The organism is Mycoplana azooxidifex (assembly GCF_014196765.1).
In the GTDB taxonomy this organism is placed as follows: Bacteria; Pseudomonadota; Alphaproteobacteria; order Rhizobiales; family Rhizobiaceae; genus Mycoplana; species Mycoplana azooxidifex.
In genome coordinates this window covers 114,558-138,306 of sequence record NZ_JACIEE010000003.1, presented here as the reverse complement: position 1 = coordinate 138,306, position 23,749 = coordinate 114,558, and the positions used below count along the sequence as shown (strand labels likewise).

The following is a 23,749-nucleotide window of genomic DNA, read 5'->3' as shown; positions in this document are numbered from 1 at the left end:
GGGTATCTCCTTCCGATTACTGGATCTGTGTGTCCCTTCGCCCAACAGAACGTGGCGCAGGGCTTACGGTTCCCTCGTTACGGAAAGAGGCCGGGTAACGAAGTGTTACGCGATCACGCTGTCGCGCCGCGCAATTTCATAGTCTTCGGTGTGGACCTGCAGGCCCTCGGGCGTCAGCACGACGATGCCGTAGGCGCCGGGCTCGTCCACCGACAGCGAGGGATTTGGGGTGTCGAAGGGCATCGGCTGCTGATGCACCGGGCTCTTGAAGATGGAGAAGGGAATGCCACGATGCGAGCCGCCGATCGTGCGGTGGACGTGGCCGGCGAAGATGTGGCGGACGTTCCCGTGCCGCAGCACCACCTCGTAGAATGCCGCCTCGTTCGTCAGGCGGATCGTGTCCATGCCGGTGAACCCGGTACGATGCGGCGGGTGATGCATGAAGAGCAGCACCGGCTTTCCGGTTTCCGCAAGCCGCTGGCCAAGCCAGGCAAGGCGCCGGTCGCAGAGTAGTCCGGCATGGCTGGCCGGATAGTCGTAGGGCGGGGCGAACAGCGTATCGAGCAGCAGCACCCGGCAGTCGTCGAAGTCGATCGCCTGTTGCACGAAGCCGTCCGCGTCGGGCGTGACGTGATCGAATATGTCCAGGAAGCGCTCGCGATTGTCGTGGTTGCCGATCGTGATGGCGGCCGGCGGAACGAGCGTCGACAGCAGCGCCTTGAGCCGCCGGTAGGAGGCCGTGTCGGCCCGGTGGGTGAGGTCGCCGGTGAAGATCACCCGATCGGCGTCCGCATGATAGCGGTTCACATGGTCGATCCCCTTGCGCAGGCGTTCGAACGGGTCGAGGCCGATGATGGTGGTGCCCTCGGGCGTCATGGGGAGGTCGGTGAAGACGATGAGCTTGGTCATGAAAAGGTCCATGGAGAAAGGTGGCGGCGGAATGTCTCCGGCGGCGATGCAGCGGTCAAGCCCGCAGGCGATCGGGGTGCCGATGGGGCCGCTCCGGGGACTGGGGGGTGAGGCGATGAAAGCAGTTGGATTGCGCCCCGCCGTGATGTAGCAGGTAGGCGATCGGTGCCGCAGCGGCGGCGCGGGACAAGAGTGGAGTAGCGCGATGAGATGGAAACGCACGATCCAGCTTCTGGACGTTCATTGCGAGGGCGAGATCGGCAAGGTCGCGATCGGCGGGGTACCGAAGATCCCCGGCAACTCGATCGCCGAACAGCTCAACTACATCAATACCGTGGACGACAGCCTGCGCCGTTTCCTCTGCCTGGAGCCGCGCGCCGCAGCGACCGGCTCGGTGAACCTGCTTCTGCCGGCCAAACGCCCCGAGGCCGATGCGGGCTTCATCATCCTCCAGGCCGATCAGGCCCATGCCTCCTCCGGCTCCAACTCCATCTGCGTGACGACGGCGCTGCTCGAGAGCGGCATCGTGGAGATGAAGGAGCCGGAAACGGTGGTCGTGCTCGACACCGCCGCCGGTCTCGTCAAGGCGACGGCAACCTGCAGCGACGGCCGCTGCGAGAAGGTCAAGCTCACCATGGTGCCGTCCTTCGTCCATGAGCTCGATGCCGAGATCGATACGCCCGACTGGGGGCGTGTGCGCTTCGACATCAGCTACGGCGGTATCTTCTACGCGCTGGTCGATGTCGAGCAGATCGGCACGACGATCGAGAAGGCCAACGCGCGCAAGCTGGTCGATGCCGGCATGGCGCTGAAGGACCTGATCAACAAGACCATGCCGGTCGTCCATCCGGAAATTCCGGAAATCAGCGGCATCGCCTATGTGATGTTCCGCGAGCGCGAGGCGGACGGGACGATCCGCACGGCGACCACGATGTGGCCCGGCCGCATCGACCGCTCTCCCTGCGGCACCGGCAATTCCGCCAATCTCGCGACGCTGCATGCGCGCGGGAAGGTCAAGGTGGGCGACACTTTCCGCTCCCGCTCCATCATCGGCTCGCAGTTCGAGGTGGGCCTTGAGGCTGAAACCGAGGTGGCCGGCCGCAAGGCGATCATCCCGACGATCACCGGTCGCGGCTGGACATTCGGGCTGCATCAGGTGGCGCTCGACCCGACCGACCCGCTGGCGAACGGCTTCGCCATGACCGATACCTGGGGCCCGCAGGCCGGCGAGATCGGCTGACGCCGGGCGAGGGCCGGCTGGCACCGCGCGACCCGCGGGCGCAGTGTCACTGGGCGCCGTTGAACGGCGCGTCCGGGGCTTGCGGAAAATCGGCGACGAGGGCTGCGATCTCGTAGCCGCCGGCGGCGGCCGCATCGAGCCACACGGCGGCCTTGCCGGCATCCGACGCCGTGCCGATCCCGTCGCGATAGGACATTCCCAGCGCATAGGCGCCGAGCCGGTCCCCGGCTTCGGCCGATTGCCGGTAGAGCGCGTGGGCGGCGGCAAGATCGCCCTTCCTCTGTAGAAGCTGCCCGTAGCGCACCATGGCGACGGTGTGGCCGCCTTCCGCCGCCTCGCGGTAGAGGTTCTCCGCTGCGAGCCCCTGACCGCCCTGCTCCAGCGCGCGGGCGAGCTGGAAGGCGAAGCGGACCCCGCCGCCGGAATTGTAGGCTTCGCGGCAGGCCGAAAGCGCCACGCCGAGCGTGATCTGCCCGTCCTCGATCGGCGGGAAGGCCGGGTTGCGGGTGCCGTCGTGCCGGCTGGCGGCTGCGGCATCGCATTGGTCTTCGATCGAGAGCCCGGATGCGCCGGCAGGCCCAGCAGGCACTGTCGCGATCAGGGTCGTCGCGATGAAAAAAGCAATCCCGGCCGTTTTCGTTCTGGTGGTACGCAAGTTCCGTCTCCCTTACCTATGCACAGGATAAACGTCGCTTGCGTGCGGATTTGTTCCCGAGGGGACAGGCCTGTATCCTTTCGCGGGGCATAGTCGGAACTTCGCCCGACGCACGCGCGGGAAGAGACAAAGAGGTTCATCATGCTGGACAATAGACATCGCGTGGTCGTCGACCGCCGCACGTTCATTGCAGGCGGCGTGCTGGTCCTGACGGCCTTCGCCGGTGACGCTGCGGCGGCCACGGCGGTCATCGGCACGGTCGACGAGGTGCGCGGCACGGTCAGCCGCCGGGCGAGCGGCAAGCTCGCAGCGATGGGGGTCGGTGCCGACATCATGGATCGCGACGTCGTTCTCACCGGTGACGGCAGCTTCGCCGAAATGACGCTCGGCGAAGCGACGAAGCTCCTGCTCGGCAGCCATACCGAGCTGCTCGTCGACAGCTTCATCGCCGACCAGGGCGGCACGATCGAACTCGGCACCGGCGGGATGATCTTCGACCGGCCAGAGCAGCAGCCGAAGATCGACCTGACCGTGCGCACCGCCTTCGGCATGATCGGCGTGCGCGGCACGAAGTTCTTCGCCGGGCCGAACAGGAGCGCCTTCGCCGTCTTCGTCGAACGCGGCCTGGTCAGCTTCACCGCCGCCGGCGTCACGCGCGCGGTCGGGGCGGGGCAGGGCATCGACGTCGTTGCGGCCGGTGATCCGCCCGGCCCTGTGGTTCAGTGGGGCGAGGCGCGCATCCGCGAGGCCTATGCCAGCATCGGCGTCCGCTGACCGCTTTCGCTGTCGACGGTCAGATCGGCCCGCCGGGAGCCTCGTCGACAGGAGCCACATCGTCAGGAGTGAATATCTCCATCGGCGCGATCCCGCGGATTTCGTGGACGCCGAGCGAGCGGAGCGACCGGGCCGTCTCGGTGGCGGCCGCGGGGCCGATGCAGATGGCGGTGCCGAACAGCTTGTTGGCCTCCTGCAGTCGCGCTGCGACATTCATGGCTTCGCCGTGCGCCGTGTAGTCCAGCGTGCTGCCGGGGCCGATGTCGCCGAGCACCACGATGCCGGTCTCGATGCCGATGCGGGTGCGGCCGAACTCCACCTCGGAAAACTGCGGTCGCCGGCGCATCTCCTCCGTCAGCGCCCGGATTGCCCGCGCGCAGTCGATTGCCCGGTCCACGTGCCTGTCGAGGTCCTCCGGCGCGTTGAAGAGCGCATGCACCGCATCGCCCACGACCTTGTTGACCATCCCGCCGTGCTCGGCGACCAGCGTGTTGACCTCGCGGTAGTAGACGTCGAGCAGGGCCACCAGCCTCTGCGGCCCGATCCTGTGGGAGAGGCCGGAAAAGTCCTCGATATCGGTGAAGACTGCGGTCACCTGGCGTTCCTCTCCACCGACGCGCTCGAGGCCCGGATTGTCGAGATAGCGCGATACGACCGAGGGGGGCAGGTACTGCCCGAAGCGCTGGCGCGCGGTCTGCTCGGCGCGGCGAACGTCGGCGAACTTCAGGATACCGGTGACGAGCAGAACGGCGGCCAGCGCCATGGCAATCGCCGGCGCATCGACGAGCAGGCCGCTCTGGCGATAGATCAGCGCCGAGCCGGCGACCGTGGCGACGATCAGCCCGAGGCCGGCCGCCGCGGCATGCGTCGGGCGCATGCGCGTGACGGCGAGCGCCCCGGCGATGCCGGCAACCAGCGCAAATGCCGCTTCCCACCGGACGAGGAGCCGGTCGCGCGAGGGGACGAAGCCGGTCAGGATCGCAGTGGCGACATCGGCGTGGATCTGCACCGATGGTTCGAGCGGCATGGAGGCGCTGGCCCTGAGCCCGCCGAGCGTCGGCAGGCTGCTGCCGACCAGCACGACCTTGCCGCGGATCCGCTCGGGCGCGACGTCGCCGTTCAGCACATCGATGGCAGACACCGTGCGGCGGGCGATGCGCTGCGCGTCCGAGGCGGCAAAGCGCAGGCTTCCGTCGTCTTCCAGGCGCAGCAGCCGCGCGTCCAGGCGGATCCATGCCGGCGTTCCGCCGAGCACCGGGGTTCCCGCACCGGCGGCACGCCGCGCAACCTCGAGCCCCAGGGCGGGGTAGGGTGCATTGTCGACGATGGTGTAGGCCGCGACGCGTCGCACGAGCGCATCGCTGTCTCCGACGAAGAACGCCGCGGCAGCGGCGGCAGACCTGTTCTGGAAGAGGGGGCAGGATGCCTCGGTTCCTTCGACGAACCAGAGGTCCGGAATAGCCACCGGCCGCTGCACGGCAAGCTCCGGCACCGGCTGCGGGGGCCGCTCGGTGCCGTCGCCGACCAGAAAGCCGAGAATGGTCGGAGCCCGGCTGATCGCTTCCGCCAGCGCCCCGTTGGCGGGATCTGCCGGTTCGCAATGGCCGCTGAAGACGAAGTCGAGCGCCACCGCGGCCGGTGCGGCGTCGGCCAGCGCATTGACGAGTTCGGCCGACTGCGCCCGGCCCCAGAGCTCGCCGGGGGTGGCCTGGGAGGACCTGCGGTCGACATCGACGACCAGCAGCCGATCCGTCTCCGGCGCGCTGACTGTCTGCGTGAGTGCGTCGAAGAACAGCTCGCGCTGCCGCGCGAGCAGGGTATCGGCGAAGGCATAGATCAGGAATGCGCCGAGCAGGCTTGCGAGGGTTCCGGCAAGAAGTGGCTTCCCGCCGAAAGATCGCAGGCCAAAGGGCACCGCCGCTACTCGTCTTCCGGCTCGGCCACCGAAAGCAGCCTGCCGGTATGGCAGAAGATGATGCCGTCGGCGGTGCGGCGGATGGCGCCCGCGTCCTCCAGTGTGAGGATCGAGCGGTTGATCTTGGGTCTGCTCGCGCCGACGATGCTGGCGATATCCGTCTGGCTGAGCGCGAGCTGGAGATTGGCGCTTTCCGGCAGTTCGTTGCCGTGAATGTTGCGCAGCATGGCGAGGAAGAAGCGCGCCACGCGCGAATCCAGGTCGTAAAGCGCGATCGTCTCCAGTTGCTCGGTCGTCTCGCGCAGCTTCGTGCAGAGATAGTGGATGATCGACTGGTAGGATTGAGCATTGCGGGTCAGCACATCGAGGAAGTCGCGCTTGCTGATCACGTATCCCTCGGCCGCGATCATGGCGGTTGCGTCCGCCGAACGAGGCTGACCGTCGAGGATCGCCAGTTCGCCGAAGATCGAGCCGGCCTCCAGGTGCCGCAGTGTCAGCTCCTTGCCCTGCGGGGTCAAAAGCGAGATCTTGATGCGGCCGGAGATGACCACGATCAGGTAGGTTCCCTCGTCGCCGCGCTGGAACAGCACCGTCCCCGCCTTCCACTTGCGGTAGTTCGCGATCGTAGCGATGTCGGCGATCGTTTCCTTGTTGAACCCCTCGAAGATCGGAAACGAACGCCAGAATGCAGTGCTTCTCGTGACCTCGTTCATGTGCGACGTCCCCGGTTGCCGGGCGAAATCCCGGTAGTCCCCCTACATTGGCGGGCAATTCTTCCCGCACTCGGCTGCTGCTTGCAACAGAAAACTCCACAAGACAAGCCAGGTGTGGCCGGCTATGGTTTTCGCGTGGGCCGTGCGCCGAATCGTTTCGTCGTGCTGAAATGTTGAACGATGTGTCCACCTTGCGACGGTCTAGTGTAAACGCAACGATCTGGTAAGAATTCCTGCAACGAAATCCAACCGCCAGGAGCCTGCCATGCCTCACAACCTCGTCGTCCTCGTCGGACGCATTCTTCTCGCCGCCATGTTCATCCTCGCCGGCTATCCGAAGCTGCTCGACCCGTCGGGCACCGCCGGCATGATCGCCGGTGCCGGCCTCCCGGCCGCGACCGCGCTCGCTTATCTGACCGGCCTGTTCGAACTCGTCGCCGGCCTGTTCATCCTCGTCGGCTTCCAGACGAAGATCGCAGCCTATCTCCTGGCCCTCTTCTGCGTGTTCACCGCGCTGGTGTTCCATAGCGGCCCGATCAATGTTCCCGATTTCCCGGAAGGCGCAAACAACCTGCTGACCATGTTCAACGGTCTGATGATGATGAAGAACCTGACGATCGCCGGCGGTTTCCTCGTCCTCGCAGCCTTCGGCCCCGGCTCGATCTCGGTCGATGCCCGCCGCGGTGTCGCCCCCCTCGTCGCCTGAAGCATCCCGTCTTTTCTAGACGAGCCTCCCCGGTCCCGCTGGGGAGGCTTTTTTGTGTCCGGTGACGCGGTCGATTGCCGGTTCGTCTGGCATCGCGAGCCGCTAGCTGCTATGCGCTCAAAAACGCCGAAGGAGAGGTTCCATGTTTTCCAATTCGTTTCCGGATCGCGACACCATGGCGGAACTGCTGGCCCGCATGCTGTGGGAAATCAAGGCGGTCCATTTCCGGCCCGAAGAGCCCTACAAGCTGGCATCCGGCATGGCGAGCCCGGTCTATATCGATTGCCGCAAGCTCTTGTCCTACCCCCGCATCCGTTCGGCCGTGATGGACTTCGCAGCGGCCACGCTCCTGCGTGACGCGGGCTTCGAGCAGTTCGACGTGATCGCCGGCGGCGAGACGGCCGGGATCCCGTTCGCGGCACTTCTGGCCGACCGGCTCGGGCTGCCGATGATCTATGTTCGCAAGAAGCCGAAGGGCCACGGCCGCAATGCGCAGATCGAAGGCGTGATGCCCGAAGGCGCGCGCGTGCTCGTCATCGAGGACCTGACCACCGCCGGCGGATCGATGTTCACCTTCATCGACGCGATCCGCGAGGCCGGCGGCGTCGTCGAACACGGCATGGCGCTGTTCTACTACGGCATCTTCGCCGAGGCGGGGGCGCGTTTTGCCAACGGCAAGGTCAAGCTGCATCACGTCTCCACCTGGCGTAGCGTGCTTGCGGTCGCCCGCGCGCAGAAGCTCTTCGACGAGGGGACGCTCGCATCGGTCGAGGCCTTCCTCAACGCGCCGCTCCTGTGGTCGGCCGACCACGGCGGCGTGAGCGCGCTGCCGACGTCCTGAGCCGGGGCCTTTAAGACAAAAGCTGCTGGCGTTTTTTCACGCCGTCCATTAAATCGATTGAAAAATCGTTGGAGGATGATTTCATGATCCTGTGTTGTGGCGAAGCGCTGATCGACATGCTGCCGCGCACCTCGACGCTCGGCGAGGATGCCTATGCGCCCTATGCGGGCGGGGCGATCTTCAACACCGCGATCGCGCTCGGCCGCCTCGGCGTGCCGGCCGCCTTCTTCACCGGCCTGTCGGACGACATGCTCGGCGACGTGTTGCGCCAGGCGCTCGCCGGAAGCCACGTCGACTACAGCCCCTGTGCCACGCTCTCCCGCCCGACCACGGTCGCCTTCGTGAAGCTGGTCGACGGTCAGGCGACCTATGCCTTCTACGACGAGAACACCGCAGGCCGCATGATCGGCACGGAGAACCTGCCGGTTCTTGGCGACGATTGCGAGGCACTGCATTTCGGCGCCATCAGCCTCATCCCCGAGCCCTGCGGTTCGACCTATGAGGCGCTGCTCATGCGCGAGCACGAAAAGCGCGTCATCTCGCTCGATCCCAACATCCGTCCCGGCTTCATCAAGGACAAACAGGCCCACAGGGCGCGCATCGAGCGCATGGCCGCCCGCTCCGACATCATCAAGTTCTCCGACGAGGACCTCGAATGGTTCGGCATGCACGGCAGCCATGACGAGCTCGCCGCGCAATGGCTGGAGCGCGGCCCCAAGGTCGTGGTCATCACCAAGGGCGCTGACGGCGCCGACGGCTACACGAAGGACCTCAAGGTTTCTGTCGCAGGCGAGAAGGTCGAGGTCGTGGATACGATCGGCGCCGGCGACACCTTCGACGCCGGCGTGCTGGCATCGCTGAAGCGCAACGATCTGCTGACGAAGGAAAAGGTCGCCTCGCTCGGTGAGACAGGCCTGCGCGACGCGCTTACCCTCGCCGCAAAAGCCGCCGCCGTCACCGTCTCACGCGCCGGCGCCAACCCGCCTTGGGCCCGCGAAATCGGCCTGTAATCACCAGGTCTGCGCTCGTTGCCTGCTATGCAAATGGCCCCTCACCCTAACCCTCTCCCCGCAAGCGGGGCGAGGGGACTGAGACGCTGCGGCAACCGCCTTCTCCCCGCCTGCGGGAGAAGGTGCCGGCAGGCGGATGAGGGGCAGCCCTCACGCAAGCGCCTCTTACTTCGCAGCCTTCAGCAGCGCCGCGACCAGCCCGGCGGTGGACGAATCGTGACCGGCGGCGCTTTCCTTGCCCTCGACCACCGGCAGCAGCCCGGTCGCCAGTTCCTTGCCGAGCTCCACGCCCCACTGGTCGAACGAATTGATGTTGAACAGCGCGCCCTCGACGAAGACGCGGTGCTCGTAGAGGGCGATCAGGCGTCCGAGCGCAAACGGGGTGAGTTCGTTATGGACCATCGTGATCGACGGACGGTTGCCCGAGAAGACACGGTGCGGCGCGATCCTGTCGGCCTTCGCCTCGTCCATGCCCTTGGAGGTCAACTGCGCCTTGGCTTCGTCGAGGGTACGCCCCTTCATCAGCGCTTCCGACTGCGCCAGGCAGTTGGCGATCAGCAGTTCGTGCTGGTGGCGCAGGTTCTTCTCGTGGCCGTTGGCGGCGATCATGAACTCGGCCGGAATGACGTCCGTGCCCTGGTGGATCAGCTGGTAGAAGGCGTGCTGGCCATTGGTGCCGGGCTCGCCCCAGACCACCGGCCCGGTCTTGCCTTCGACCGGCGCGCTGTCCATCGTCACCGACTTACCGTTCGATTCCATGTCGAGCTGCTGCAGATAGGCGGGAAAGCGCAACAGCCGCTGGTCGTAGGGCAGAATCGCCCGCGACGGGTATCCGAGGACGTTGCGGTTGTAGTAGCCGATCAGGCCGAGCAGCATGGGGATGTTCTGGCGGAACGGCGCCGTGCGGAAGTGGTTGTCGATCGCATGCCCGCCGGCGAGGAATTCGCCGAACTTCTCCTTGCCGATGGCGATCATCAGCGGCAGGCCGATCGCCGACCAGAGCGAATAGCGCCCGCCGACCCAGTCCCAGAAGCCGAACACCCGTTCCCCGGCGATGCCGAAGGCGGCCACCTTGTCGAGCGCGGTGGAGACGGCGCAGAAGTGGTGGCCGACGGCGACCTCGCCGAGCTTGCCGGCGATGAAGGCGCGCGCCGTTGCGGCATTGGTCATCGTCTCGATCGTGGTGAAGGTCTTCGAGGCGACGATGAAGAGCGTCGTCTCCGCCTCCAGCAGCTTCAGCGTGTCGGCGATGTGCGCGCCGTCGATGTTGGAGACGAAGTGCAGGCGCGGCCCGTCATGGTAGGGGGCAAGCGCCAAGGTCGCCATCACCGGGCCGAGATCGGAGCCGCCGATGCCGATATTGACCACGTCGGTGATCTTCTTGCCGGTCGCGCCCGCAAGCTTGCCCGAACGGATGCCGTCGGAAAAGGCGCCCATGGCGTCGAGCACGCCGTTCACGTCTGGCATCACGTCGCGGCCGTCCACCAGCACCGGCGTGTTCGAGCGGTTGCGCAGGGCGGTATGCAGCACCGCGCGCTCCTCGGTGATGTTGATCTTCTCGCCGGCGAACATGGCGTCGCGCTTCTTCTCCACGCCCGCTTCCCTGGCCAGCGCCTCGAGCCCGTCGAGCACGCGACCGTTGACCGCGCATTTGGAAAAGTCGAACAGGAAGTCGTCCAGCGTCACGCTGAAACGGGCGAAGCGTTGCGGATCTGCGGCGAAGGCGGCACGGATGTCCGTGGCGTTGGTGTCCTTCGCGGTGGCTTTCAGCGTTTCGACGAGCGCGTTCATGACAGTCTCCCTGCATCGCAACATGGCTGGTGCGATACCTAGGCGGTTTGCATGACGCGAATCAAGGGCGGCAAGTCGCTTTCAGGCGAAGATAGCCGCTTTTCCGGCGGGTATTTAAATCGATTTATGTGCCGGCCTTTCGACTAGGGACGCAGCTCCCGCCGCAGGATCTTGCCGACATTGGATTTCGGCAGCTCGTTGCGGAACTCGATGTAGCGCGGGCGCTTGTAGTTGGTCAGGTTGTCGGCGCAGTGTGCCTTCACCGCCGCCTCGGTGAGGTCAGCGTCCCTGCGCACGACGAAGAGCTTGACCGCCTCGCCGGAATGCTCGTCCGGGATGCCGATCGCCGCGCATTCGAGGATGCCGGGCATAGTCATCGCCACCTCTTCCACCTCGTTGGGGAAGACGTTGAAGCCGGAGACGAGGATCATGTCCTTCTTCCGGTCGACGATCTTGACCAGCCCTCTCTCATCCATGAAGCCGATGTCGCCGGTGCGGAAGAAACCGTCAGCGGTCATCGCGCGGGCCGTCTCGTCAGGACGCTGCCAGTAGCCGGCCATCACCTGCGGACCACGGATGCAGATCTCGCCGACATCGCCGACCGGCAGCGAGCGGCCGTCGTCGTCGCGAATGTCCACGTAGGTGGACGGGATCGGCATGCCGATCGTGCCGGTGAATTCGGTCGCGTCCAGCCGGTTCGCCGTCGCCACCGGCGAAGTCTCCGAGAGCCCGTATCCTTCCGCGATCGGGCAGCCGGTCATCTTGTGCCAGCGCTCCGCGACGGGCCGCTGGACGGACATGCCGCCGCCGAAGGTCAGCGCCAGGTTCGAGAAGTCGATCTTCTGGAAATCCGGATTGTTCATCAACGCGTTGAACAGCGTGTTGAGGCCGGGGAAGACGTTGACGCGATAGGTCGCCATGTCCTTGACGAGGGCGGGGATGTCGCGCGGATTTGCGATTAGGATGTTGGTGGCGCCGGTCAGGAGGCCGGCGAGCGAATTCACCGTCAGCGCGAAGATATGATAGAGCGGCAGGGCGCAGAGGAAGACCATCCGCTCCGGCCTCTGCCTGCCGAGGAAGGCGGTCTCCAGCCAGAGGCCCATCTGCTCCATGTTGGAAAGCAGGTTCGCATGCGTCAGCATCGCGCCCTTGGAAACGCCCGTGGTGCCGCCGGTATATTGCAGGAAGGCGATGTCGGTGCGGGCGACCGTCTTGTCGCCAAGGGTCAGGCCGGCCGCCTTCGCCATCACCGACGAAAACGGGTGATGGCCCGGCAGCGACCACGCTGGCACGAGCTTCTTGACCTTGCGCACGATCACGTTGACCACGAGGCCCTTCAGGCCCAGCATGTCGCCCATGCTGCAGACCACGACGTCCTTCACCCCGGTCCTGCCGATCGCCTGCTGGACGGTGTGGGCGAAATTCTCCAGCACGAACAGGACCTTCGCGCCGGAATCGTTGAGCTGGTGTTCCAGTTCGCGCGGCGTGTAGAGCGGATTGACGTTCACGACGGTGAACCCGGCGCGCAGGATGCCGTACACCGTGACCGGGTTCTGCAGGATATTGGGCATCATCACCGCGACGCGGTCGCCCTTGACCAGGCCGCGCGACTGCAGCCAGGCGCCGATCCGCGCCGATTGCGCCTCCAGCTCCCGGAAGCTCAAGGCCTTGCCCATGCTGATGAAGGCAGGGCGGTCGGCATATTTCTGGCAATAGTGGACGAGTGCGTCGCCGATCGATTCATAGGCCAGCGGCGGGATCTCGGCAGGAGTACCGGGCGGATAGGAGGCGAGCCAGATCCTGTCCGAAGAGGGTCCGGTCCGATCCTGAACGGTTGCTGCCATGTATGTCGATCCTCCCTCGCATGCCCGGTCGCATTGCTGCCGTATAAGCGCAACCGGCAGGTCCTCCAACCTCCCGGTGCGGCAGCATGATGCCTTTGCTCCATGTCATCAAGCACAATCGCTATATAACCTTGACGTAAACGTCAACAAGTGAACCATGGAACTCCACCGCTGATCAGGGCCTGCTGGTAAGCCGGTCGCATCCGTGGGAAAATGTTGATGCAGCCGAACGCCGGAAGGAGGCAACAAGATGGGCCAACATACCGGTCTGGTGGTTTCGACGCTGCTCCTGGCCTTCCTGGCCGCCGTGCCGGCGTCTGCCATCGATGCCCTGCGCCCCCGTCATGGCCCGGTCGTGGTCGGCCAGGATCCCGTGGATGCGCTCGGGATTGCCCGCAATCCCGTCGACAGCTTGCGCGGCGCCCCGACCTACCGCGGCCTTCGCGGCTATTCGACCTACCGCGACGGCTACTATCGCCATCGCAACGGCTACTGGTATCCGCGATGGGCCTTCGGCACCGGCGAGATGCTCGGCGACGTCACCGTCGGGCCCGGCGCGCCGGTCTATGGGATGACACCCCAGCGATGGTGCGCCAATCGCTACCGGAGTTACCGGCTTTCGGACAACAGCTACCAGCCCTTGAGCGGGCCGCGACGAACCTGCGTGCCGCGCTAGCCCCTGATTCCTGGTATCCCATGCCGATCCCGATTGCGGCCGGGGCAAAAATATCTCGCACCGGCAAGGTTTTCTTTGCCGTGACATCAGACACTGGTATCACCATATGAGGCAATGCGCCCCGAATTGCGTGACGTGCGGAGCCGCATCGAACAGGAGGAACACGGTGCACCAGCCCGAACTGCGCAACATCCGCCACGAACCGCGCCTGCTGGGAGCTGCGCGGACGACCGGCGTTGCCCTGATCTCCTCGATCTCTGCCGCGCGCTGGCTGCTGTTTCTCGTCATCATTGCCGGCGTCTATTTCTTCCACGGCTTCGTCGTGCCGGTCCTTGCCGCGCTGGTGATCGCCACGGCCAGCTGGCCGCTGTTCTGTCGGCTGCGCCTGGCGCTCAACGGGCAGCGCACGCTGGCTGCTGCGATCGCCATCCTGCTGATCCTCGCCTTCATCATCGTGCCCATCATGTTCGCCGTCACCTACGCTTTCCAGGAGGTGCGGGAGTGGATCGGCTGGGCGGTGGCGACAAACAAGACCGGAGCCCCCGTACCGGAATGGATCCGCGCCCTGCCGGTGGTGGGTGAGTGGATGGCCAACCGCTGGACCCAGCTTCTCGATCATCCCGGCGCGGTCGGCGAACTGACGCAGATCGTCAGCGGCGCCAACATCGCCAATATCTATCGCGTCGCACTGGCCGCCGGCGGCGCGGCCTTCCATCTGCTCCTGACGACGCTGTTCATGCTGATTGCGCTCTTCTTCATCTATCGTGACGGGGAAAGTTTCCTGTCGCAGGTGGACAGCATCGGCGAACGCATCCTGCCGATGCGCTGGGAGCGGATCTCGCGCATCGTGCCTGCCACGATCAGCTCCACCGTCACCGGCATGACGCTGATCGCGATCGGCGAGGGCATCGTGCTCGGCATCGCCTACTGGATCGCCGGCGTCCCCTCAGCCGTCACCCTCGGCGTGCTGACGGGGCTGATGGCGCTCTTTCCCGGCGGTGCGCCGCTGGCCTTCACGCTGGTGTCGATCTACCTCGTCGCCAGTGGATCGGCCGTCGCCGGCACCGCCCTCTTCCTCTGGGGCTCCATCGAGCTCTTCATCGTCGACAAGACACTGCGCCCGAAGCTGGTCGGCGGGCCGATCAAGCTGCCGTTCCTGCCCACCTTCTTCGGCCTCATCGGCGGGGTGAAGACCATGGGCTTCCTCGGCCTGTTCATCGGCCCCGTGCTGATGGCGCTCCTGGTCGCCATCTGGCGCGAATGGGTCCGCGAGGTCGAGATGACCGAGGAACCGGCGGTCATCGAGAAGGCGGCCGAGAAGACCGCAGCGGAATAGCCTGCCAGGAGGCGGACATTCGGCGGCCACGGGTCAGGCCGGGGCTGCATCGGATCGCGCGCCTTCGGCGGACGCATCGAGAGTTGCGCTTGCCGGCCGAGCCATAGTGGCAGAGCGCTCTGCTACCGGATCTGCAATGGCAGGCCTCAAGCCGTGAACCGTCCCACGCCGTTCGCGATTTCACGGTCCATCAAGCAACCTTGGCTGCTATTTCGGGGCACACCGCGCATTCCGCGGCTAGATAGTCGCGCAATGGCTCGGGAATCGGGAATGAGAAATGGTGCCGCTTGCAGGACTCGAACCTGCGACCCCATCATTACGAATGATGTGCTCTACCACCTGAGCTAAAGCGGCCCGCTCCGGCCCGAAGCATCGTGGGCCGGAATGTGTGGCGCTGATAGCCGCATTGCGGCAAGATTTCAAGTCATCTGTTTCCGCTCCGGCAATTTTCTCCCCTGCATCCGGGAATGCGGGCTTCAGAGGGCAGCGAGGCGCTCGCGGGCGGTCCCGTATTCCTCCTCCAGGCGCGCCACGAAGGTCCCGGTGCTCGTGATCTCCTTGACGGCGCCAATGCCCTGGCCGCAGCCCCAGATATCCTTCCAGGCCTTGGCGCCGGTCTCGGCCTTCTCGAAATCCATCTTGGTCGGGTCGGCTTCCGGCAGGTTGTCCGGGTCGAGGCCGGCGGCGCGGATCGACGAGCGCAGGTAGTTGCCGTGGATTCCGGTGAAGGAGTTGGAATAGACGATGTCGGCCGCACTCGCCTCGACGATGGCCGCCTTGTAGGCCTCGCTGGCGCGCGCCTCGGTCGTGGCGATGAAGGGGGAGCCGATATAGGCCATGTCCGCGCCCATCGCCTGCGCAGCGAGGATTGCGCTGCCTGTGGCGATCGCACCGGAGAGAACGAGCGGCCCGTCGAACCAGGCGCGGATCTCCTGGACGAGCGCGAAGGGCGACAGCGTGCCGGCATGCCCGCCAGCCCCGGCGGCCACTGCGATCAGCCCATCGGCGCCCTTGCGGATCGCCGAGTTGGCGTGGCGGTTGTTGATGACGTCGTGCAGGACGATACCGCCATAGGAATGGATGGCGTCGTTGACTTCGGGGACGGCGCCGAGCGAGGAAATGACGACCGGCACCTTGTATTTGACGCACAGCATAAGGTCGTGCTCGAGCCGCCGGTTCGACTTGTGAACGATCTGGTTGACGGCAAAGGGGGCGGCCGCGCGATCCGGATGCCGCGCGTCGTGGTCGCGCAGCGTCTCGGTGATCTCCGCCAGCCACTCGTCGAGCTGCGATTCCGGCCGGGCATTCAGCGCCGGAAAGGCGCCGACCACGCCCGCCTTGCACTGCGCCAGCGTCAGCGCGGGATGCGATATGATGAAGAGGGGGGAGGCGATGACGGGCAGGCGAAGCTTGTCGCGGAGAATGGTAGGCAGGGTCATGTCGCGGTCCGGGCTATAGTTACGTTTACGGAAACGTCAATAGCAGCGTTCGCCGTCGTTGGAAAGGTGTGGTGCCGGCTGCCCGGCATGTCGCATCGACAGTGTGGGACGCGGGAAACGGCAGCCCTCGCCGTTATCCCCGGCAGCGACTTGCCTTGCGTCATCCGAGACTTGCGGAAAGTGACGTCAACGTTTACCGAATTGTTAACAGGCAATAAACGAAGACGCCTTGGCTTCGTTTGCCCGCGCGGCATGGGCCGTGCGCGGGCACCCAGGGAGGCAATGTGAGCGGACTGGAACAGGCCATCAGAAGCGCTTTGGCGCGTGCCGAAAGCGGCAATCCCGAAACCCGCGCGCGGATCTATCAGTCGGCCCGCAATGCGCTCGAGGCGGGCCTGCGAAAGCAGGAGATCAACGATCCCGAAGCGATCGCGGCCCAGCGCCATCGCCTGGAAATGACGATCCGCCAGATCGAGGGCGAACAGCGCGCAGCGCTGAAGGCCGAGCGCCAGGGCCCAGTCTCCGGAAGTCCAGTCTCCGGCGGTCCTGTCGCCGACAGCCCAGAATCCGCGTCGCGCCCGCTGGCGGCAGGCGACGTGAGATCCCCCGCCTCGGACGTCCCGCGCACGGCGAAAGAACCACCGGTTGCCCCGGCGGTTGACCGGGAGCCCACGCTCGACGAGATCCGGCCGGAGCGTAGCGACGGTTTCGGGCCGGCTGCGAAAGCGCCGAATTCGACCGCGCGGCAACCGGCGCCCGAAGCGGAATCTGTTGTCGCCGCCTCGCCGCGCGTCGCCAAGGCGCCGCGGCGCCGGGGGCGGTTTTTCTCCTTCCTGCTCGTCGTGGCGACCCTTGTAGCCGTGTTGGGAACGGCTGCCTGGTGGATCAGGAGCAGCGGCCTGCTCCTGCCGCCGTCCGAGCGCGACGGCAGCGTCGCCAACCCGCCGCAAAGCGTGAGCGGGGAGGATTCCCCGGCGGGCCAGCCGGGCGGCGAGGCGCTCGACACGCACAACAGCTTCTCCGCCGAGTGGCGCGAGGTCTTCGACCCTGCCGACACCAGCGCCCTGTCGGCGTCAGCCGGCGGCCGGTTCGAACCGGTCAGCACGGACGAGGGGCCGGCGGTCAGGCTCGTCTCGACATCGGCGGACCGCGAGGGTGCCGTCGCGGTCGCCGTCGCGCCCGAGGTGCTGCAGGCGATGGCGGGAAAGACCTCGACGATCGCGCTGACCGTGGAGCCGGACAGCGGCAAGCCGGTTCAGGTCTCCGTCGAATGCGACTTCGGCACGCTCGGCAATTGCGGCCGCCACCGGTTCGCCGTGGCCGACCGCACCGACCTTCTGTTCCAGGTCACCTTCGAGGGTTCGCTTTCGCCGAGTGCGGCGGGCCGTCTTCTGATCAACAGCGATGTCACCGGCGCCGGATCGGGCGTCAACCTCTTCGCCGTCCGCATCCTCCCGGGCGAGTGACCGGGCGCGTCCCTATTTCAGGAATTTCGGCCCCGAGCCGATGATCTTGTCGTCGATCTGGCCGATCGCCTTCTTGTCCTTGCCGTCGTAGTCGAGCCGGTCGAGGATGCAGCGGATCGCGTTGATCCGGGCGCGACGCTTGTCGTTGGCGCGCACGACCGTCCACGGCGCCCAGGGCTTGTGCGTTTCCTCGAGCATGCGGTCGCGCTTCTCGGTGTAGTCGTCCCACTTGGCCAGCGCCGCGATGTCCATCGGCGACAACTTCCAGGTCTTCAGCGGGTCGTGCCGGCGGTCGTGGAAGCGCTTGATCTGCATCTCGCGGCCGATGTCGAGCCAGAACTTGAAGAAGACGATCCGGTCGGTGATCACCATCCGCTCGAAGTCGGGCGTCTCGACCAGGAATTTCTCGTACTGCTCCGGCGTGCAAAAACCCATGACGGGCTCGACGCCCGCGCGGTTGTACCAGGAGCGGTCGAACAGCACGAATTCGCCGGCGGTCGGAAACTGGGCGACATAGCGCTGATAGTACCATTGGCCCTGCTCGGTCTCGGTGGGCTTGGCGAGCGCCACCACCCGCGCCGAGCGAGGGTTGAGATAGGCGCGGGTGACGAAGATCAGCCCGCCTTTTCCCGCGGCATCCCGCCCCTCATAGACTGAGATCACCCGCTTTCCGGTCGCCTGCAGCCAATACTGTGCCTTGACGAGCTCGATCTGCAGCCGCTCCAGCGTTTCCTCGTATTCGTCCTTGTCGAGCTTCTTCTCATAGGGAAAGCCGCCGGAGGAGAACGCCTTGTCGTCGACCCACGCCGGAAGCTTCGGGTCGTCGATGTCGAAGCTGCGCTTCTTGCCGCCGATCTCGATTTCCACGGGTTTGATGTCGGGAAACGTGACCATGCTTTAAGCTCCTCCGCGCGACGGTGCGGCGAGGAGGCCACATCTGGATTGCGATTTCAAGCGCACCGTGAAAAACATGTCATGAAATCAGGTTAGGTCTGCCTGTTGACGAAGAATCACGGAGCAGGCCGATGCGGATGAGGAAGGGAATTCTGGTGGAAGAGCGCGGGTCGACCGTCCGGTGGCTCTTGGCCCAGCTCTGGGACGAGCGCGTCCTCCTGGCTGCAGTCGTCTTCACGGGCTTTCTCATGTGGATGGGCGGCATACCGGCCGGCTGGATCGCCTTCGTCGTCATGCTGCTGGCGCTCGCCGGCTTCGCACGCGGCGAACGCCTGGAGGGCCTTGCGCCGGCGGCGACCGCCCCGGCCCTGCGCACGGAGACGGAGACGACCGATGGGCTCGATGCGATCGCGGCGCTGATCGACGCGCTCGACATGCCCGTGCTGATCGTGACCGCCGACGAGACGGTCCGGCTGCAGAACCGCGCCGCCACGGCGCTGTTCGGGCCGATCCCGCGCAATGCCGACCTCGCCGGGCGCATCCGCGCGCCGGGAATCCTCGACATGGCGCGCGACGTGATCGCGAGCGGGCAGGCACGGGAGACCGAGCACTCCGAACGGCTGCCGTCCGAGACGGTCTATATCGTCCGCGCGGCCCCGATGCCGGCCCTCGACCACCGTCTCGGTGCGGGACGCTATATTCTGATCACCTTCCGCGACGTCTCCCAGGCGCGCAGGATCGACCGGATGCGATCGGACTTCGTCGCCAATGCCAGCCATGAGCTGCGTACGCCGCTGGCCTCGCTCAGGGGCTTCATCGAAACCCTGCAGGGGCCGGCGAGGGACGACCACAAGGCGCACGAACGCTTTCTCGGCATCATGCACGACCAGGCGACGCGGATGAGCCGGCTCGTCGACGATCTCCTGTCGCTCTCGCGGCTGGAGCTCAAGGCCAACATCGCGCCCGACCAGATGGTCGAGCTCGGCGCCCTGCTCGGGCATGTGCGCGACAGCCTGCAGCCGTTCGCCGCCGATCTCGGCGTCGAGATTTCCCTGGATCTTCCGCCCCACCCGGTACAGGTCGCAGGCGACCGCGACGAACTGATCGAGGTCTTCGAGAACCTCGTCGAGAACGCCTGCAAGTATGGCCAGGAAGGCAAGCGGGTCGAGGTGCGCCTTTCCGCGGCCGAAGGCGGCAACACCGAAGTGTCCGTCACCGATTTCGGCCCGGGCATCGCGCCGGAGCACGTCCCGCGCATCACGGAGCGATTCTATCGCGTCAATGTCGAGGCCAGCCGCTCGAAAAAGGGCACCGGCCTCGGCCTTGCCATCGTCAAGCACATCCTGACCCGCCATCGCGCGCGCCTTGCGGTGAAGTCCGAGATCGGCAAGGGCACGGTATTTGTCGTCAAGTTCTGACACAAAGAACGTTCGTCCCCGGTTTCTTTGAAAAATAAGACAGCGTTCCCAATGGTTTGCACTGTCATAAATGTTTCGTCAAACTGACATAAAAGCTATGACGATCGGGCGCTAGACAGGAGCCGCTGATCGACGGCAGGCATGAGCCGACCGCCGGCCTACCCACACAAGCCCATAACGGGAGAATTCAAATGAAATGTGTTAGCCTCACCGTAGCCGCGCTGGCTGCCTCGGTTGCCTTCGCTGGCGTTGCCGCTGCGCGCGACCAGGTCCAGATCGCCGGCTCCTCCACGGTCCTGCCCTATGCCAAGATCGTTGCCGAGACCTTCGGCGAGACGTTTGGCGACTTCAAGACGCCGGTCGTCGAATCCGGCGGCTCGGGCGCCGGCCTGAAGGAATTCTGCAAGGGCGTCGGCGAGGATACGATCGATGTCGCCAACTCCTCGCGCCCGATCAAGGACTCCGAACTCGAGGCCTGCAAGGCTGCCGGCGTGACGGACGTCCAGGAAGTCAAGATCGGCTATGACGGCATCGTCTTCGCGACCGACGCCGGTCTCGCAGACATCGCCTTCGTGCCCGCCGACCTCTACAAGGCGCTCGCTGCCGAGGTGGTCGTCGACGGCAAGCTCGTCGCCAACCCCTACAAGAAGTGGTCCGAAGTGAACCCGGCTCTGCCGGACGTCGACATCGCAGCCTATATCCCGGGCGAAAAGCACGGTACCCGCGAAGTCTTCGAAGAGAAGGTTCTGGCCAAGGGCTGTGAAGACTCCGGCGCTGGCGAAGTGATCAAGGCTGCCGTTGCCGACAAGACCGAGCAGTTTGAAAAGTGCGTCGCAGTCCGCAAGGACGGCGTGGCTGTCGATATCGACGGTGACTATTCCGAAACGCTTGCCCGCATCGCCGCCAACAAGACCGGCGTCGGCGTCTTCGGCCTGTCCTTCTACGAAAACAACGCCGACAAGCTGAAGGTTGCCACCGTCAGCGGCATCACGCCTTCGGTCGAGACGATCTCGTCCGGCGAATACCCGGTCTCGCGCCCGCTGTTCTTCTACGTCAAGAAGGCACACATCGGCGTTGTTCCGGGCCTGAAGGAATATGTCGAGTTCTTCGTGTCCGACCAGATGATCGGCCCCGACAGCCCGCTGGCTGAGTACGGCCTCGTCTCCGCTCCCGACGCAGAGCGCGAAGAGATCCGCTCGGCTGTCGAAGGCGGCAAGACCATGTAATGAAAACGGAATCGGCGCAGGGCACACCCTGCGCCGATTCCGCCTTTCCGCACTGATACCGCGTAAGGCAGCTGGGACATCCGCATGAGCACGACGCTTCTATTTGCCATCCTTCTGGTCATCGCTGCGGTGGCCTATGTTCTGGGACGCATGCGGGCGGGGACCCTTTCGCAAGGGCGGTCCTCGGCGCTTCATTCGCGTCCGAACTACTACGGTGCCTTCGTGGCGCTGGTGGCCTTCCTGCCGCCGCTGATCCTTGTCGCCATCTGGCTCGCGGTCAGCCCGTTCGTCATCAATTCGGCCGTTAGCGACACCTTTCCCGAAGAGGTGAAGGGACAGTCCCAGGCCCAGCAGAGCCTCGCCTTCGGCATGGTCAAGACTATCGCGCGCGGCCTTCCATTGCTGTCGGAAGAGGAGGTGCGCGCCGTCAAGCAGGATCCGTCGAGCCTGCAGTCGGTCTTCGCCGGCAAGGGCTTCGCGGTTGCCGCCGAGGCTCAGTCCTACATGCTGGATTCCGCTGCCACGCTGAACGCGAAGTCGCAGACGAGCCGCACGGTGCTGGCAGCACTTGCGCTCGCGCTGTCCGCCGCCGGCGCATTCTTCGCTCTGCGCGTGGTCACACCCCGGTTCCGCGCCCGTAACCAGGTCGAGCGCGTCATGCTGTGGGCGCTTCTACTCGCGTCCTCCATAGCCATCCTGACGACTGTCGGCATCGTCGCCTCGATGCTGACCGAGGCGCTGCGCTTCTTCAGCGCGGTGCCCGCCTACGAATTCTTCTTCGGCACGGTGTGGGATCCGCGCTTTGCCGGCGCCGGCGCAAGCTCCAGCGGCCAGTTCGGCCTGATCCCGCTTCTGGCAGGCACGCTCTATATCGGCTTCGTCGCCATGCTCGTTGCGGTTCCGGTCGGCCTGTTCGCGGCGATCTACATGGCGGAATATGCGAGCCCGCGCATGCGCTCGCTGGCAAAGCCGTTGCTGGAAGTGCTGGCCGGCATTCCGACGATCGTCTACGGCTTCTTCGCGCTCGTCACCGTCGGTCCGTTCCTGCGTGACCTCTCCGCTCAGATGAGCGGGCTCCTCACCGGAAACTACGCCAGTTTCATCCAGGCCCAGAGCGTGATCACCGCCGGCATCGTCATGGGCATAATGCTGATCCCCTACGTGTCGTCCCTGTCCGACGACATCATCACCGCCGTGCCGCGGGCCCTGCGCGACGGCTCGCTCGGCCTCGGCGCCACCCGGTCGGAAACGATCAAGCGCGTCATCCTGCCGGCGGCCCTGCCGGGCATCGTCGGCGCACTGCTGATGACGGCCTCGCGCGCGATCGGCGAGACGATGATCGTCGTGCTCGCCGCCGGTGTCGCCGCGCGGATGCAGATCAACCCGTTCGAGCCGATGACGACCGTGACGGTGAAGATCGTCAACCAGCTCACCGGCGACCTCGAGTTCACCTCCCCGCAGACGCTCGTGGCCTTTGCGCTCGGCATCACGCTGTTCTGCATCACGCTGGCGCTCAACATCTACGCGCTCTACATCGTTCGCAAGTATCGGGAGCAGTACGAATGACCGAGATCGTCTCACAGGCTTCCGGCCAGCTCACCTCCACGGCGCCTGCGCGCCGCGACATCGGCATCCGCCGCCGCTACGCCGCCGAACGCCGCTTCCGCTTCTACGGGCTGGCAGCGATCGCCTTCGGCCTGGTCTTCCTGTTCCTGCTCCTGTGGTCGGTCGTCGGCAAGGGCTACACCGCCTTCTGGCAGACCGAGCTCACCCTGCCGATCACCTTCTCGCAGGAGATCATCGATCCCAACAACAAGCGCGAAACCGATCCCAAGGTGCTGCAGGCGGCCAACTATCCGGTGCTGGTCCGCAACGCGCTCGCCGAAAGGCTCGGCGTCGCCTCGAGCGACCGGGCGGCGCTGCGCCAGGTGTCGGGTCTGTTCTCCGACAGCGCGCGCGTCGAACTGCGCGACATGGTGATCTCCGACCCGTCGATCATCGGCAAGACCCTGCCCGTGACGGTACTCGCCAGCGCCAATATCGACAGCGCCTTCAAGGGCCAGTTCGACATGACCGTCGACGAGGGCAGCCGTCGCGTCTCCGACCAGCAGGTCGCCTGGATGGACCAGCTCGTCAAGGATGGCGTGCTCGCCAAGGGCTTCAATACGGGCCTCTTCGTCAACGGCAATTCCAGCCGCCCGGAAGCGGCAGGCCTCGGCGTGGCGCTGGTCGGCTCGCTCTACCTGATGGGCATCGTGCTGGTCCTGTCGCTGCCGATCGGCGTCGCGGCCTCCATCTACCTGGAGGAGTTCGCGCCGAAGAACCGGCTGACCGACCTGATCGAGGTGAACATCAACAACCTCGCAGCCGTCCCCTCGATCGTCTACGGTCTGCTCGGGCTTGCCGTCTTCATCAACTTCGCCGGCCTGCCGCGGTCCGCGCCGCTTGTCGGCGGGCTGGTGCTGACGCTCATGACGCTGCCGACGATCATCATCGCCACGCGTGCGGCCCTTCGCGCCGTGCCGCCCTCGATCCGGGCGGCGGCGCTCGGCCTCGGCGCCTCGAAGATGCAGACGACCTTCCACCACGTGCTGCCGCTCGCCATGCCCGGCATCCTGACGGGCACGATCATCGGCCTGGCGCACGCGCTCGGCGAAACCGCACCGCTGCTTCTGATCGGCATGGTCGCCTTCGTCGCCAACGTTCCCGCCACGCCGCTCGACCCATCGACGGCGCTGCCGGTACAGATCTACATGTGGGCGAACGAGGCCGAGCGCGCCTTCGTGGAGCGCACCTCCGGCGCGATCATCGTGCTGCTCGTTTTCCTGATCATCATGAACCTGGGCGCCATCCTGTTGCGGCGTCGTTTCGAACGCCGCTGGTAGTAGGGTAGAAA

The 23,749-nt window shown here is 65.6% G+C and carries 20 protein-coding genes and 1 tRNA gene; 12 read left to right on the top strand and 9 right to left on the bottom strand.

What is annotated here, in order from left to right; genetic code table 11:
- Window positions 1-105: 105 nt before the first annotated feature.
- Window positions 106-909, bottom strand: a complete 804-nt coding sequence (spdA, locus tag GGQ64_RS07170; RefSeq protein ID WP_183801334.1) for a 2', 3'cyclic nucleotide phosphodiesterase SpdA — start codon at window positions 907-909, stop codon at window positions 106-108.
- A 205-nt stretch (window positions 910-1,114) separates the two neighbouring features.
- Between spdA and GGQ64_RS07165 the strand changes: the two genes are divergently transcribed.
- Window positions 1,115-2,149, top strand: coding sequence for a proline racemase family protein (locus GGQ64_RS07165; RefSeq protein ID WP_183801331.1), 1,035 nt, complete (start codon window positions 1,115-1,117; stop codon window positions 2,147-2,149).
- A 46-nt stretch (window positions 2,150-2,195) separates the two neighbouring features.
- On the opposite strand, the gene GGQ64_RS07160 is transcribed toward GGQ64_RS07165, so the two are convergent.
- Entirely contained in the window at window positions 2,196-2,804 is a 609-nt protein-coding gene (locus GGQ64_RS07160) for a sel1 repeat family protein (protein ID WP_183801328.1), read from the bottom strand.
- 141 nt (window positions 2,805-2,945) lie between these two features.
- Between GGQ64_RS07160 and GGQ64_RS07155 the strand changes: the two genes are divergently transcribed.
- On the top strand, window positions 2,946-3,578 hold the full coding sequence (locus GGQ64_RS07155) for a FecR family protein (protein WP_183801325.1): 633 nt from the start codon (window positions 2,946-2,948) through the stop codon (window positions 3,576-3,578).
- A gap of 19 nt (window positions 3,579-3,597) precedes the next feature.
- Here GGQ64_RS07155 and GGQ64_RS07150 read toward each other — a convergent pair whose 3' ends face one another.
- Window positions 3,598-5,493 carry a CHASE2 domain-containing protein gene (locus GGQ64_RS07150; protein ID WP_343059437.1) on the bottom strand — a complete coding sequence of 632 codons (1,896 nt, stop codon included), beginning with the start codon at window positions 5,491-5,493 and terminating at the stop codon, window positions 3,598-3,600.
- Between the two features lie 5 nt (window positions 5,494-5,498).
- Window positions 5,499-6,206, bottom strand: coding sequence for a Crp/Fnr family transcriptional regulator (locus tag GGQ64_RS07145; RefSeq protein WP_183801322.1), 708 nt, complete (start codon window positions 6,204-6,206; stop codon window positions 5,499-5,501).
- Between the two features lie 265 nt (window positions 6,207-6,471).
- On the opposite strand from GGQ64_RS07145, the gene GGQ64_RS07140 reads away from it, so the two are divergent.
- The 3 genes from GGQ64_RS07140 (at window position 6,472) to GGQ64_RS07130 (ending at window position 8,763) form a co-directional block, all read left to right on the top strand.
- Complete coding sequence (locus tag GGQ64_RS07140; RefSeq protein WP_183801319.1) at window positions 6,472-6,912, top strand: DoxX family protein; 441 nt, start codon at window positions 6,472-6,474, stop codon at window positions 6,910-6,912.
- A 142-nt stretch (window positions 6,913-7,054) separates the two neighbouring features.
- The gene (locus GGQ64_RS07135) at window positions 7,055-7,753 is read left to right on the top strand and encodes an orotate phosphoribosyltransferase (RefSeq protein WP_183801317.1); all 699 of its coding nucleotides are present in this window, start codon (window positions 7,055-7,057) and stop codon (window positions 7,751-7,753) included.
- Window positions 7,754-7,836: 83 nt separating this feature from the next.
- The gene (locus GGQ64_RS07130) at window positions 7,837-8,763 is read left to right on the top strand and encodes a carbohydrate kinase family protein (protein WP_183801314.1); all 927 of its coding nucleotides are present in this window, start codon (window positions 7,837-7,839) and stop codon (window positions 8,761-8,763) included.
- A gap of 165 nt (window positions 8,764-8,928) precedes the next feature.
- Here GGQ64_RS07130 and pgi read toward each other — a convergent pair whose 3' ends face one another.
- Both pgi and GGQ64_RS07120 read right to left on the bottom strand, forming a co-directional pair.
- On the bottom strand, window positions 8,929-10,554 hold the full coding sequence (gene pgi, locus GGQ64_RS07125) for a glucose-6-phosphate isomerase (RefSeq protein WP_183801311.1): 1,626 nt from the start codon (window positions 10,552-10,554) through the stop codon (window positions 8,929-8,931).
- 143 nt (window positions 10,555-10,697) lie between these two features.
- Window positions 10,698-12,398: a long-chain-fatty-acid--CoA ligase gene (locus GGQ64_RS07120; RefSeq protein WP_183801307.1), complete on the bottom strand. Its 1,701-nt coding sequence runs from the start codon at window positions 12,396-12,398 to the stop codon at window positions 10,698-10,700.
- Window positions 12,399-12,648: 250 nt separating this feature from the next.
- Between GGQ64_RS07120 and GGQ64_RS07115 the strand changes: the two genes are divergently transcribed.
- On the top strand, window positions 12,649-13,074 hold the full coding sequence (locus GGQ64_RS07115; protein ID WP_183801304.1) for a BA14K family protein: 426 nt from the start codon (window positions 12,649-12,651) through the stop codon (window positions 13,072-13,074).
- Between the two features lie 166 nt (window positions 13,075-13,240).
- Entirely contained in the window at window positions 13,241-14,410 is a 1,170-nt protein-coding gene (locus tag GGQ64_RS07110) for an AI-2E family transporter (RefSeq protein ID WP_425488497.1), read from the top strand.
- Window positions 14,411-14,688: 278 nt separating this feature from the next.
- Here the strand turns inward: GGQ64_RS07110 and GGQ64_RS07105 are convergent.
- Window positions 14,689-14,764, bottom strand: a tRNA-Thr gene (locus GGQ64_RS07105).
- A 122-nt stretch (window positions 14,765-14,886) separates the two neighbouring features.
- Window positions 14,887-15,849 (bottom strand): NAD(P)H-dependent flavin oxidoreductase, encoded by a 963-nt coding sequence (locus GGQ64_RS07100; protein WP_183801297.1) that lies wholly within the window; start codon window positions 15,847-15,849, stop codon window positions 14,887-14,889.
- 284 nt (window positions 15,850-16,133) lie between these two features.
- On the opposite strand from GGQ64_RS07100, the gene GGQ64_RS07095 reads away from it, so the two are divergent.
- On the top strand, window positions 16,134-17,315 hold the full coding sequence (locus GGQ64_RS07095; RefSeq protein WP_183801294.1) for a serine/threonine-protein kinase: 1,182 nt from the start codon (window positions 16,134-16,136) through the stop codon (window positions 17,313-17,315).
- Between the two features lie 12 nt (window positions 17,316-17,327).
- Here GGQ64_RS07095 and ppk2 read toward each other — a convergent pair whose 3' ends face one another.
- Window positions 17,328-18,209, bottom strand: a complete 882-nt coding sequence (ppk2, locus tag GGQ64_RS07090; protein WP_183801291.1) for a polyphosphate kinase 2 — start codon at window positions 18,207-18,209, stop codon at window positions 17,328-17,330.
- Window positions 18,210-18,346: 137 nt separating this feature from the next.
- On the opposite strand from ppk2, the gene phoR reads away from it, so the two are divergent.
- The 4 genes from phoR (at window position 18,347) to pstA (ending at window position 23,738) form a co-directional block, all read left to right on the top strand.
- A complete protein-coding gene (gene phoR / locus GGQ64_RS07085) occupies window positions 18,347-19,627 on the top strand; it encodes a phosphate regulon sensor histidine kinase PhoR (protein WP_425488499.1) in 1,281 nt (426 codons plus the stop codon).
- A gap of 191 nt (window positions 19,628-19,818) precedes the next feature.
- Entirely contained in the window at window positions 19,819-20,853 is a 1,035-nt protein-coding gene (locus GGQ64_RS07080; protein ID WP_183801284.1) for a substrate-binding domain-containing protein, read from the top strand.
- 84 nt (window positions 20,854-20,937) lie between these two features.
- Window positions 20,938-22,419 carry a phosphate ABC transporter permease subunit PstC gene (gene pstC / locus GGQ64_RS07075; protein WP_183801281.1) on the top strand — a complete coding sequence of 494 codons (1,482 nt, stop codon included), beginning with the start codon at window positions 20,938-20,940 and terminating at the stop codon, window positions 22,417-22,419.
- The gene (gene pstA / locus GGQ64_RS07070) at window positions 22,416-23,738 is read left to right on the top strand and encodes a phosphate ABC transporter permease PstA (RefSeq protein WP_183801278.1); all 1,323 of its coding nucleotides are present in this window, start codon (window positions 22,416-22,418) and stop codon (window positions 23,736-23,738) included. The genes pstC and pstA overlap by 4 nt, the downstream gene beginning before the upstream one ends.
- Window positions 23,739-23,749: the final 11 nt, after the last annotated feature.